The organism is Marinifilum sp. D714 (genome assembly GCF_030851345.1).
Classification (GTDB): Bacteria; Bacteroidota; Bacteroidia; order Bacteroidales; family Marinifilaceae; genus Marinifilum.
This window is the reverse complement of sequence record NZ_JALPNU010000002.1, coordinates 381,886-394,359: the sequence shown is the minus strand read 5'-3', so window position 1 is coordinate 394,359 and position 12,474 is coordinate 381,886. Positions and strand designations below refer to the sequence as shown.

The following is a 12,474-nucleotide window of genomic DNA, read 5'->3' as shown; positions in this document are numbered from 1 at the left end:
GTAACTTGAAGCCAACACTTGGCGTCATATAATATGATTAGAAACCTGGAATAAACTATTTCATTAAAATCTTATACGCATGAAAAAATTATTGAAAAAAATGTCCCTTACACTAATTGCGTTAACTATGGTATTTTCGTCGACCGTAAACGCACAATTCTGGGGAGAAAAAGGCAATGGAAATGTAAAAAAACAGGATAGAGAAATTGGTTCTTTTTCTGCAATTTCGTCTGGTAGTGGCATTGATGTTTACCTAAGACAGGGTGATAAAGAATCGGTAACTGTTGAGGCAGATGAAAACCTTCTTGATTTGATTGTTACCCGTATAAAAGGTGACAAGCTGGTTATTAAAACTGAAGATCCTATTCGCAGAGCCAAGAAACTTAATGTTTATGTGACCTTTGTGAATGTGAATGAAATTAGCGTTTCGAGCGGTTCCGATCTTGAATCGAGCCACTTGCTTAAGTTCGAAAACCTTGACATTTCAGTGAGCTCTGGTGCTGATGCAGACCTTGAACTTCAGGCAGATGATCTTACCTGTTCTGTAAGCTCTGGTGCTGATGCTAACCTTTCGGGTACTGCAAATTCTTTTTATGGAAAAGCAAGCAGCGGTAGCGATTTAAGAGCAGCTGATTTAAAAGCTAAAGTTTGTAGAGCAAAAGCTTCAAGCGGTGGTGATGTTACGGTTTATGCAAGTGAATCCATCGAAGCATCAGCAAGTTCTGGTGGCGATGTAAATTACTATGGCGAACCAACAAAAGTAAATGTGAGCAGCTCCAGCGGTGGAGATGTTAACAGACGATAGTAAAAAAATATATCAATAAAAAAGAGACGCAATGTTTTGCGTCTCTACTTATTTCTTTTCGCTTCTACTTCTTTCAGGTATTCATCCAAACCTTCAAAAGGCTTATAGTTTTTAGGAATTCCCAATTTTGCCGATGGATCGTTTGCCGATAAATCAACCTTAGCTCCACACTCCGGACAACTTACCGTATGATGATTGGTGATCTCTAATATCTTTACAATCATTTCCTTTTTACAAGTCGGGCATTCTATAATTACATCCTGATCGTTAAAATCCATAGTCTTTTATTTTTCGTTATCGGGTTTCAAAAATAGTTAAAACAAAGCAAAAAAGTATGTCGTCATAAACAGCAAAAATACAATATACCATTATTTTCTCCCTCCCATGCGGAGCAAACTTATAACGTACCATTATTTTCTTCCTCCCATGCGGAGCAAGCTTATAACGTACCATTATTTTCTTCCTCCCATGGGGAGCAAGCTTATAACATACCATTATTTTCTTCCTCCCGTGGGGAGCAAGCTTATAACATCCATTATCTCATACCTGTTGTGGATAGCAAGTATATAATAGCTCTTTTCTACTCCCTAGAACTATTGCTCACAATCTTTCATTGATAATTGAATGCGCTTTCTGGCCACATCAACCTCAATTACCTTTACATTTACATGCTGATGAAGCTGAACCACATCGGCCGGATCGGATACAAATCGATTGGCCAATTGCGAAATGTGTACCAAACCGTCCTGCTTCACACCCACATCAACAAAGGCACCAAAATTGGTGATGTTGGTAACAATACCTGGCATTTCCATTCCAACTTCAAGCTGGTCTATTTTGTAAATTCCCTCTTTAAACTGAAAAACTTTAATGGCAGTTCGCGGATCGCGTCCCGGCTTTTCAAGCTCTTCCATAATGTCCTTCAATGTTGGCAAACCTACTTCATTGCTCACATATTTGTTCAAATCGATTTGCTTGCGCAGATTTTGATCGGCAATCAAATCGGCAACGGCACAATTGGCATCCTTTGCCATTTGCTTTACAATGCCATATGATTCCGGGTGAACCGCCGAATTGTCCAAAGGATTTTCGGAATTTGGAATTCGTAGGAAACCAGCACATTGTTCGAATGCCTTTGCTCCCATTCGTTTCACTTTCATAATCTCCTTGCGGGATGAAAAAGCTCCGTTCTCAGCACGATAATCCACAATGTTCTGAGCCAATTGTGGTCCCAAACCAGATACGTAGGTCAACAAATGTTTACTGGCTGTATTCAAATTCACACCTACCTTGTTCACACATGATTCCACCACCTGATCCAAACTCTGTTTTAATAAGTTTTGATCTACATCGTGCTGGTATTGGCCTACCCCAATCGATTTGGCATCGATCTTTACCAGTTCTGCCAAAGGATCCATCAAGCGTCTACCAATGGATACTGCTCCACGAACTGTAACATCATACTGTGGGAATTCTTCACGAGCCACTTTCGAAGCTGAATAGATTGATGCCCCTGCTTCACTTACTACAAAAACCTGAACTTTTCTATCGTAATGAAGGTTGGTTACAAATCTTTCTGTTTCTCGACTTGCAGTTCCATTACCTATCGCAATTGCTTGTATATTGTAGGTTTCTACCATATTGGTCAGCTTTTTGGCTGCCATTTTTCCCTGATTTTGCGGTGCATGTGGATAAATGGTTTCGTTGTGCAAAAGATTACCTTGAGCATCCAAACAAACTACCTTACAACCTGTTCTGTAACCTGGATCAATAGCCAAAACACGCTTCTGTCCCAACGGCGATGCCAACAATAGCTGTCTTAAATTTTCAGAAAATACACGAATGGCTTCTTTGTCCGCCTCTTCCTTCGATGCTTTGGCAAACTCTGTTTCAATCGAAGAGCTCAATAATCTTTTATAGGCATCCTTTACTGCCACCTCAACATGATCGGAAGCTTCGTTATTTCCTTTTACAAAGATTCTGTTCAATCTGTCCAATACATCTTCTTCGTTGGGCGCTATTTCCAGGCGTAATACGCCTTCTGCCTCTCCTCTTCTCAATGCCAACATTCGATGCGACGCACATCTTTTCAATGGCTCTTCCGACTGAAAGTAATCTTTGAACTTTTCTCCTTCTTCCTCTTTTCCTTTAATTACCTTTGAACGAATAACCGCCTGACGTTGGAAAATACTACGAACTGAGTTACGAGAAATTTCATTCTCGTTTACCCATTCTGCAATAATATCACGCGCTCCTTGCAATGCTTCCATCTCATCGGCAACCTCATCGTTTACAAACTGACTTGCTCTGGATTCCACATCGCGTTCTAGCTGCTTCATCAGGATCTTAGCCAGAGGTTCCAATCCTTTTTCTCTGGCCTTTACTGCTCTTGTTTTGCGCTTTTGTTTGTACGGCAAATACAAGTCTTCCAACTGATTCAGTTCCGTGCAAGCTTCAATTCTGGCCCGAAGTTCGTCAGTCAGCTTTTCTTGTTTGTCAATGGCCTCTATAATGCTTTCTCTTCTCTTGTCAAGCTCTGTTAATCGAGACAATTCCTCCTTTACATTGGCAATCTGAACTTCGTCCAAGCTGCCTGTCATCTCTTTACGATAACGAGCAATAAATGGCAATGTGGCTCCCTCGCCAAGCAATTGCATGGTATTTTCAACCTGAAAAGCCTGCAATTGCAAGCTTTTCGATATTTGATCTATGTATTTTTTCATTCTTCAATCTGATATTTTGGTATTCCGACTTCAGTTCGGATTACCAATATTTTCCTATTGGTTTTGGGAAGACTTCGATTCTAATTACTATTGAGAATCTCACTTGAAATGAGAGTCTCAAGCCTCATCATTTATAATTCCCAACGTAACGCTCAAATTCTTGCTTCGATCGTTCTACACAATCCTCTAAAGAAAGACCGTTAAAGTAGTTTCCGGTAATGTAAATTCCTGTTTCTTCGGCCAAGAGCTTAATCTTTGCCATTCTTTCGGTATGGCCAATCTTGATCAGTGGTAACTTGTGCTTGGCCTCCACAGTTTCTGCATCCAAAGAATCAAGACAAAGCAATTCAGCCATGAATTTTTCCTGCTCCTCTTTGCCAATATGATTTTCTTCAAAATGGAATGCAAATCCTCTCATATTGTCATGAGTCATTACATCGCGCGTAACCATTGAAAAGCAAGGTCCTTGCAGTGGAATAATAAAGCTTACAGGATCGAAATTCAACTTTTCTTTAGGCAAAACAACAGCTTTCGACTCAATATTTTGAATCGGATAATCTGCTAAAACATCAGATAAATCAGCATTCAAGTCTTTGCACAGTTCCGAAGCAAACTTAGGAGAAATTGCCAGTGCCATATCTTTGGAAGTAAACACATCGCCTGCTTCTGACTTTACCTCAAATCCTTCCTGATTTTTAGTAATCTGACTGATTTTTGTATTGAGCTGAATCTTGATATTCTCATGCGCAGCAAGAGCTTCCATAAAGCTCGACATCCCTTTTTTAAGAATAAAACTCTTAGGATGTTCCTTGCTTTTGGTTTTGCGTCGCTTTAGAAAATATTCTGCAGAAAAATTATCGGCATTCTGCACAATTACCGCACTAAACATGCGTGTGAAAACATTGTTGTAGTTCTTTCGACCTACAATTTTTCCAAAGTATTCCTTAACGGTTTTTCCATCTCGTTTCGAGAAAAACAAATTGGGAACCGATCGTATTAACTCAAATTTATTTACCCCCGACATGATTTTCTCATGCTTATCGGTAAACACTTTCATACCAACTTTCTCGCGAGCTACAATGTCCTGTTCCAACTCATTTTTCTGAATCAAATCGATTAGATTGGTGTAGGTCGCATAAAAGGTATGCGCTCCCATCTCCACCCAGAAATCATCTTTGTAATAAGTATTTAAACATCCGCCTACCTTATCGGCAGCATCAACAACTAGTACTTTTTTTCCCGATCGGGCAATATGATTTGCGAGGCTTAATCCACTTATTCCAGCGCCGATCACAATCATGTCGTAAGATTCAGCTTGGGTCATTTTAGTTTGGTTAGGGTTATTACTTTTTATTGTTTGTTCTCTTTGTATTTTTTCGTTTAAAGAACTTGCGCTTACCTTTGGGTTTGGTTTTGGTTCGAGGGTTGTACTCAGGTGCTTCTCCCAATTCAGCAGGAACCGGAATTTTAAATACATCCGCCTCAATCAGATCTTCAATTTTTTTGAAGTCGCCCTGATCCTTTTCAGTAATAAAAGTTAAGGCAACACCTTCCGATTCTGCACGTGCCGTACGTCCCACTCTGTGCACGTAATCTTCAGCATCGTTTGGAACATCAAAGTTGATTACCAAATCGATTGAATCGATATCAATTCCCCTGGCAATAATGTCTGTAGCAACTAATATTTGATGTTTCCTATTTTTGAACTCACGCAGCACTTCTTCTCGCTCACTCTGTTCCAAATCAGATTGTATACCAGCTGCTTTAAATTTATGCTTTTTAAGGTCTTTAGTAATGGCCTTTACATTCACTTTCGTGGATGAGAAAATAATTACGCTTTTCAGGTCTTTTCCTTCCAACAAATGATTGATCAAAGGAATTTTCTGGTCTTCGTAAAGCATATAGGCAGCTTGTAAAACTCCCTCTGCAGGCTTCGAAATTGCAATATTGATGCTTTCCGGTTCAACCAAAATTTCCTCTGCCAACTCTCTGATTTTTGGAGGCATTGTAGCCGAAAACATCAGGTTTTGTCTATCTTTCGGAAGATAACTCACAATTTGCATTAAGTCCTCGAAGAAACCCATATCCAACATTCTGTCGGCCTCATCCAAAATCAAATGTTTCAATTTTGAAGTATCTACGTAACCTAAATTCAGGTGCGAAATCATTCTACCAGGAGTAGCAATTACTACATCTGCTCCTTCCATCAGGCCCTTCTTCTGCTGATCCCAAACCGATGAATCACCACCTCCATAAACAGACAATGAAGTAATGGAAACAAAGTATCCAAATCCTTCCATTTGCTGATCGATTTGCATGGCTAGCTCGCGTGTTGGAACCAAAATCAAGGTACTAAAGCCCTCAATTTGATTCTTTTGGATTTGGTCCATTACCGGAAGAAGATATGCTGCCGTTTTACCTGTACCCGTTTGGGCACAAACGATCATATCTTTTTTTTCTATAATCTTAGGGATAGATAACTCCTGAACCGGAGAAGGTGTCTCGAAGCCCATGGCCTCAAGTCCTTCCATTATCTCAGGAGAAAAATCAAATTCAGAAAATTTCAACTAGTTTCTATTTAGTAATTAATATGAAGAGAGTTTTACTCTCATTTTAAACCATATTGAAGATACAAAAAAATGTCTATTCAACATACAAAACCAAACCTTTCAGGTATTCTCCTTCAGGATGATAAATATTTACCGGATGATCGGCAGGCTGTGTCAATTGATGTAGCACACGAACGGTTCTACCTGCATTAGCTGCAGCTACAAACACTGCTTTTCTGAAATCTTCTTTGCTAACTGCCTGCGAACATGAAAAAGTGAATAATATTCCTCCGGGCTTAATCTGTTCAAATCCTTTTTTATTTAATCTCTTGTATCCTTTCAAAGCATTGTCCAACACTTTCTTGTGCTTTGCAAATGCAGGTGGGTCAAGTACAATTAAATCATATTTTTGAGATGATTGATCTAAAAATTTAAATGCATCCTCAGCAAATGCCTCGTGGCGCTTATCGCCCGGAAAGTTTAGCTCAACATTTTCTTTTGTAATATCAATTGCTCGAGAAGAACTGTCAACTGAATGAACCAATTCTGCACCACCGCGCATGGCATAGAAAGAGAATCCACCTGTATAGCAAAACATATTTAGTACTGATCGTCCTTTTGAATATTGTTCCAATAGGCTTCTGTTCTCACGCTGATCTATAAAGAATCCTGTTTTCTGGCCTTTTAACCAATCCACTTTAAATTTCAATCCATTCTCCAGTGCAGTAAACGAATCTGTTTCGCCAAACAAATATCCATTCTTTGGCTCAATTCCTGATTTAAAAGGAATGGTTCCTTCCGATTTATCGAAAACAGCCACCAAATCATCGCCAAACACTGTTTGTAATGCTTCAGTTATTTCTTCACGGTGCAAATACATTCCAACCGAATGGCACTGAATTACTGCTGTTCCAGCATAAAAATCAATAATCAAACCTGGCAAGCCGTCACCTTCACCATGAACCAATCTGAATACATTATTGTCTTCACGTCCATAAAGGTCCACAGCTTTTCTCATTTGACAAGCAGAACGAATTTTCTCTACCCAAAAGTCCAGGTTAATTTCTCTCTCTTCGAAGCTTAAAATGCGAACTACAATGGAACCAATTGAAATATGTCCAATGGCTAAAAATTCATTTTGATCATTATAAACGGAGACCAAATCGCCTTCTTGTAAGCCTTCATCTACTTTACTTACCGCTCCTGAAAAAATCCATGGATGGAAGCGTTTTACAGAATGTTCCTTTCCTTTTCTCAGGTATACTTTTGGATAATCTATCATTTAGAAATGTGTTTTTTACTGATTAACGAATATTGATTTTAAGGTATTCGTTGTTAATTGACTATAAGCAGTCAAGGTATTTTGTGAGAGTCTTACAATTCTTGCTCTGTAGCTTTCAATCTTTCAAAAATCTTTAAAGATACCCATGCATCTGTTGCAGCATATCTTAACTGACCCGGACTCAATGTTTCCGCCTCCCAATTGGATACTTGTTGTCTTTTTGAGATTCTAAAATTCAATACAATAGCAGAGAGTTTTTTCAGAGAAAAGCTTTCAATTCCAAAATTCGAAACATAGTCCTGCAGCTCCAAAAATCCATTGGCATCAAAGTCGTTCAACTTTTGCAAGCCTCTGATATCGTCTTTTATTGCTGCACCCACTTTCACAATATTTGGATTCTTAAGCAAATCAATAATTTCCTCGGGAAGTCCTATTTTATTGATCCTAAACAAGAATGTTTTAGAGTTAGCTGCCAATTGTAGCAAAGCAACATCGTTTACTTTTCCTTTTTTAAACGACGGTCGGGTTTCCGTATCAAAACCCAAAATAGAATACTTATTCAGGTATTGAACAGCTTCGTACAGATCTTTATACTCATCAACAAGTATGATATCTCCTTCGAAAGCCTTTAACGGCATTTTGTTTGCTTCTTCGCTTGTAATTGATTTTTGAAATGGCAACATTTACTACTCTTTTACTCCGGAAATTTGTTTTCCTTATTCATTGTCTTCGTCCCATTCTCTCTGACGTTGCGAGAAAATAGATCCAGTCATGTCTATATTATCGATGTTTGAATCAGCATCTAATTCTGCTTCATCATCTAAATTAATTTTATCGGCGGCCAACTTGTGCATTGCTCTTAGCGAATTAACCAGTTTTTGACCCCAATATTCGTAAAAATGGTTATTTAAATCCCAAAGTGCATCATTCATTACCTCAACAGTTCCAATCTTATATGAAGTAATAAAATCTTTAAGATCCTGATAAATATCGGCAAAATTTTCAGAAACAGAAGCAACCAATGGTGTATCGCTGTATTCCATGTCGTTCTCGAACACTTCTAAAAACTCGTCGTGAGCACCCATTTTACTTTTTACCGATGAGTGAATGAATTCCCAATCAGATTCAGTAACAAACTTTTCAACCTCTTCCTCTAATTCATTTTCATTTTTCGGCAACATGCATGCTTTTAAATAAAGCAATGGCAATAATTTTTGAGCTGTTTCCACAAACTCAACTTTCGAAACTTTTGAACTTGATTCCAATAACAAACAAAATTCGTTTGCTACCGTTACAAATTCAATAACATTTTTAGAATATACTACGTGTTCAAATTGATCTTTCATCTCTATTTTTTCCTACAACCTTGCAAAAATAACAAGATTTTACGAATAATAAATCCTTAGTTTCCAGTCTGCACATAAGATTTGACAAACAGGCCTGTTCTATCCCCTTATATTATTGGTTAAATTACAAACTAAATTGGAATGTATTTTATTCGATTACCACTTTGGCAATCTACTTCTTCGTTGTCTTTTAGATGCTGAATTACTTCTAAAATCTTATCATCCTTGTAATCTAAACGATCCACAAGTTCATCAATACTTAAAAAATCATTTTCAATTAAATTCAAGATCGCATAATAAATTTCTTTGAACTCTTCTTCGCTCAACACTTTCTCCTCTTTGCTTTTACAGATATCGCACACTCCACAATCGGGAGCATATTTTTGTCCGAAATATTCCAATAAGAATTTCGATCGACATATATTTTCAGATTCTGCATAATCAATCACCGATTGAATTTTACTTTCTAAATTTTCCTTTCTTTCCTGATAAACCTCTTTACTCAATTTAATAAAGCTGATAGGCAATCGCTCCTGAGTATATAATATAAAAGGTGTTTTCTTTCTTGGAATATATTTTATAATACCGTACTTGGATAATTCTTTTAGGTATTCAATTATTAATTCTTTTTCGGCTTTAATTCTTTTTGATAAAGTATCAATATTAATAGGAACGTAATCGGTAAACAAACCAGTATACGATCGTAAAAGTATTTTTATAAAGGCATCAAAATCTTTATTGGCAACCTGGAACTTATACAGATCGTCGCGTTGCACTGCAAAATGGATTCTAGACTCATGTTCCAAATCATCTGTTAATTCAATGTATCCAGCTCGTTGTAAAATCTTCAATGCACTAAAAGCCTGCAGAACATTAAACTTAAAATTCTGACAAAACTGTCCCAAGTCAAAGTCGAATACCGCATCCTTTCCAGCTCCTTCAGCAACTTGTAAAAAGTTCCCCAATGCCTCATAAACTCTAACAATCATATCCTTTTCCGGAAATGATGTTTTTATTCTTTTCAGCAACTGTACCTTATCGGGATTTGAATACAACATTACAGCATAAGCTCTTTTGCCATCTCTTCCTGCTCTTCCTGCCTCCTGAAAGTAAGCTTCCAATGTATCCGGCAAATCCATGTGTACCACGGTGCGTACATCCGACTTGTCGATTCCCATACCAAAAGCATTGGTTGCTACCATAACCTGCACAATTCCTTTTCGCCATCGTTCCTGACGAAAATCTTTCACTTCGTTCGGCAATCCTGCATGATAGAATTCTGCTTTTACCCTATTATTCTTTAGGAACTCGGCCAACTCCTTGCACTTTTTCCTACTTCTCACATAAACAACCGAACTTCCTTTTTGCTTGTTTAGGATCTTGAGCAGATATTTTGGCTTGTCCTCAGTTTCTCTGACCAGGTACACCAAATTTTTACGTTCAAAACTTTTTCGATATACGTTCTTCTCAGGAAATCCAAGCTTTTCCTGAATATCAGAAACTACATCTTTTGTTGCCGTAGCGGTTAATGCCAAAACCGGAACATCAGGTAAAAGTTCACGAAGCGAAATTATTTTCAGATAGGAAGGACGAAAATCATACCCCCACTGCGAAATACAATGCGATTCGTCCACAGCAATTAGGCAAACATTCATTTGCACAGCCTTCTTCCTAAATATATCTGAACTTATTCTCTCTGGAGATATGTATAAAAACTTCACATTCCCGAACAAACACTTATTCAGAATATTTTCAATTTCATGTCGTGAAAGCCCGGAGTATAACAATTCAGCCTTAATTCCCTTCTCTCTTAAATTTTGAACCTGGTCTTTCATTAAGGCAACCAAAGGCGAAACTACCAAACAGATACCATCCATTGCCATAGTAGGAACCTGAAAAGTTAAAGATTTACCTCCTCCGGTTGGCATTAAGCCCAAAGTATCTTTTCCTTCTGAAACCGATTTAATAATTTCATCCTGTAAAGGACGAAATGTACCATATCCCCAATATTTTTTTAGAACATCCTTAAATCGATCCATTTATTTATTTTCCAGTTTATTTATGGTCTTTTTATTCACTTTTTCTAACAATAAAACAGTTTAAAAATACTAACTTTTGGGTGGAATTAATCAATTAACAATTTTTAGTATTTGTAATCAAGTTCTATTCCGCTATTTTTTTGTATTTTCGCATGCAATTTAAATCTAAAATTATTGCATAATGTCATTCGTATCTGATAAAATTATTTCTGACGGTCTAACGTTTGATGATGTTCTCTTGGTTCCTGCTTATTCTGAAGTACTTCCTAGAGACGTAAGTTTAAAAACTAAGTTCTCCCGTAACATTACTCTTAATGCTCCAATGGTGTCTGCTGCGATGGATACTGTTACCGAATCTGCTTTGGCAATTGCTATTGCTCGTGAAGGTGGGATTGGTGTAATTCACAAGAACATGAGTATCGAAGCTCAGGCAAAGCAGGTATTAACTGTAAAAAGAGCTGAAAACGGGATGATTTATGACCCAATTACAATTCCTCCTTACAAAACTGTAAAAGATGCTTTGGCATTAATGAAGGAATTTAAAATTGGTGGTATTCCTGTTGTTGACACAGATAAATCACTTTTAGGTATTGTTACCAACCGTGATTTACGTTTCGAATTGGATATGGATCGTCCAATATCAGAAGTAATGACAAGTGAAAACATTGTTACCACTTCCGATTCTACTGATTTGGAAAAAGCAGCTGAAATTCTTCAAGCTCACAAAATTGAAAAACTACCAGTTGTTGACTCAAAAAACAAACTAATTGGTTTGGTAACCTACAAGGATATTACCAAAGCAAAAGATAAGCCATTGGCTTGTAAAGATGAAAAAGGACGTTTGCGCGTAGCTGCTGCTGTTGGTGTTACTGGTGATACATTGGATAGAATCGAAGCTTTGGTTCAAGCAAATGCCGATGCTATTATTATTGATACCGCTCATGGTCACTCAAAAGGTGTTATTGAGGTATTAAAAATTGCGAAGAAGAAGTTTCCTGACATGCAATTTATCGTTGGTAATATTGCTACTCCTGAGGCTGCAAAAATGCTAGTTGACGCTGGTGCTGATGCTGTTAAAGTTGGAATCGGTCCTGGTTCTATTTGTACAACACGTGTTATTGCTGGTGTTGGTGTTCCACAGTTAAGTGCTATTTACGAAGTATCAAGAGCCCTTAAGGGAACTGGTGTTCCTGTAATTGCTGATGGTGGATTGCGTTACTCTGGTGACATTGTAAAAGCAATTGCTGCTGGTGCAGATTGTATTATGGCTGGATCACTTCTTGCTGGTGTTGAAGAATCTCCGGGAGAAACCATCATTTACAACGGTCGTAAATTTAAATCGTATCGTGGAATGGGTTCTGTTGAAGCAATGCAACACGGTTCAAAAGATCGTTACTTTCAGGATGCTGAAGATGATATCAAGAAATTGGTTCCTGAAGGAATTGTTGCACGTGTTCCTTATAAAGGAACTCTTTATGAAGTAATCTATCAATTAATTGGTGGTTTACGTGCAGGTATGGGATATTGTGGTTCTGCAAGTATCGAAGAATTGCACAATGCCAAATTTGTTAAAATTACAGCTTCGGGTATGGCAGAAAGTCATCCGCATGATGTTGCGATTACTCGTGAAGCTCCTAACTATAGCAGATAATTTTATCGCATATATTTCGGTAACCCGTTATGGTACGGGTTACCGTTTTCTTTTTTTAGAATATTTACCATATAATTAC

10 protein-coding genes are annotated in these 12,474 nt (G+C 37.8%); 2 read left to right on the top strand and 8 right to left on the bottom strand.

What is annotated here, in order from left to right; genetic code table 11:
• Window positions 1-79: 79 nt before the first annotated feature.
• Window positions 80-805, top strand: coding sequence for a head GIN domain-containing protein (locus M0051_RS03485; RefSeq protein WP_306740149.1), 726 nt, complete (start codon window positions 80-82; stop codon window positions 803-805).
• A 44-nt stretch (window positions 806-849) separates the two neighbouring features.
• On the opposite strand, the gene M0051_RS03480 is transcribed toward M0051_RS03485, so the two are convergent.
• From M0051_RS03480 to M0051_RS03445, 8 genes are all read right to left on the bottom strand, one after another.
• Window positions 850-1,083, bottom strand: a complete 234-nt coding sequence (locus M0051_RS03480) for a hypothetical protein (RefSeq protein ID WP_306740147.1) — start codon at window positions 1,081-1,083, stop codon at window positions 850-852.
• Window positions 1,084-1,398: 315 nt separating this feature from the next.
• Window positions 1,399-3,528 carry a Tex family protein gene (locus tag M0051_RS03475; RefSeq protein WP_306740146.1) on the bottom strand — a complete coding sequence of 710 codons (2,130 nt, stop codon included), beginning with the start codon at window positions 3,526-3,528 and terminating at the stop codon, window positions 1,399-1,401.
• Window positions 3,529-3,655: 127 nt separating this feature from the next.
• Window positions 3,656-4,852, bottom strand: coding sequence for an NAD(P)/FAD-dependent oxidoreductase (locus tag M0051_RS03470; RefSeq protein WP_306740145.1), 1,197 nt, complete (start codon window positions 4,850-4,852; stop codon window positions 3,656-3,658).
• 19 nt (window positions 4,853-4,871) lie between these two features.
• Window positions 4,872-6,095 carry a DEAD/DEAH box helicase gene (locus tag M0051_RS03465; RefSeq protein WP_306740144.1) on the bottom strand — a complete coding sequence of 408 codons (1,224 nt, stop codon included), beginning with the start codon at window positions 6,093-6,095 and terminating at the stop codon, window positions 4,872-4,874.
• A gap of 76 nt (window positions 6,096-6,171) precedes the next feature.
• The gene (locus tag M0051_RS03460; RefSeq protein ID WP_306740143.1) at window positions 6,172-7,359 is read right to left on the bottom strand and encodes a class I SAM-dependent rRNA methyltransferase; all 1,188 of its coding nucleotides are present in this window, start codon (window positions 7,357-7,359) and stop codon (window positions 6,172-6,174) included.
• 92 nt (window positions 7,360-7,451) lie between these two features.
• Window positions 7,452-8,042: a 3'-5' exonuclease gene (locus tag M0051_RS03455; protein WP_306740142.1), complete on the bottom strand. Its 591-nt coding sequence runs from the start codon at window positions 8,040-8,042 to the stop codon at window positions 7,452-7,454.
• Window positions 8,043-8,075: 33 nt separating this feature from the next.
• Window positions 8,076-8,705, bottom strand: coding sequence for a DUF5063 domain-containing protein (locus tag M0051_RS03450; RefSeq protein WP_306740141.1), 630 nt, complete (start codon window positions 8,703-8,705; stop codon window positions 8,076-8,078).
• Window positions 8,706-8,836: 131 nt separating this feature from the next.
• On the bottom strand, window positions 8,837-10,744 hold the full coding sequence (locus M0051_RS03445) for an ATP-dependent DNA helicase RecQ (protein WP_306740140.1): 1,908 nt from the start codon (window positions 10,742-10,744) through the stop codon (window positions 8,837-8,839).
• 181 nt (window positions 10,745-10,925) lie between these two features.
• Here M0051_RS03445 and guaB point away from each other — a divergent pair, with 181 nt between their 5' ends.
• On the top strand, window positions 10,926-12,395 hold the full coding sequence (gene guaB, locus M0051_RS03440) for an IMP dehydrogenase (RefSeq protein WP_306740139.1): 1,470 nt from the start codon (window positions 10,926-10,928) through the stop codon (window positions 12,393-12,395).
• Window positions 12,396-12,474 lie beyond the last annotated feature (79 nt).

What these genes read in the sequence shown, in the direction of transcription:
- M0051_RS03485 (WP_306740149.1), top strand. Translation starts at nt 80, where the DNA reads ATGAAAAAATTATTGAAAAAAATGTCCCTTACACTAATTGCGTTAACT.
- M0051_RS03480 (WP_306740147.1), bottom strand. Translation starts at nt 1,083, where the DNA reads ATGGATTTTAACGATCAGGATGTAATTATAGAATGCCCGACTTGTAAA.
- M0051_RS03475 (WP_306740146.1), bottom strand. Translation starts at nt 3,528, where the DNA reads ATGAAAAAATACATAGATCAAATATCGAAAAGCTTGCAATTGCAGGCT.
- M0051_RS03470 (WP_306740145.1), bottom strand. Translation starts at nt 4,852, where the DNA reads ATGACCCAAGCTGAATCTTACGACATGATTGTGATCGGCGCTGGAATA.
- M0051_RS03460 (WP_306740143.1), bottom strand. Translation starts at nt 7,359, where the DNA reads ATGATAGATTATCCAAAAGTATACCTGAGAAAAGGAAAGGAACATTCT.
- M0051_RS03455 (WP_306740142.1), bottom strand. Translation starts at nt 8,042, where the DNA reads ATGTTGCCATTTCAAAAATCAATTACAAGCGAAGAAGCAAACAAAATG.
- M0051_RS03450 (WP_306740141.1), bottom strand. Translation starts at nt 8,705, where the DNA reads ATGAAAGATCAATTTGAACACGTAGTATATTCTAAAAATGTTATTGAA.
- M0051_RS03445 (WP_306740140.1), bottom strand. Translation starts at nt 10,744, where the DNA reads ATGGATCGATTTAAGGATGTTCTAAAAAAATATTGGGGATATGGTACA.
- guaB (WP_306740139.1), top strand. Translation starts at nt 10,926, where the DNA reads ATGTCATTCGTATCTGATAAAATTATTTCTGACGGTCTAACGTTTGAT.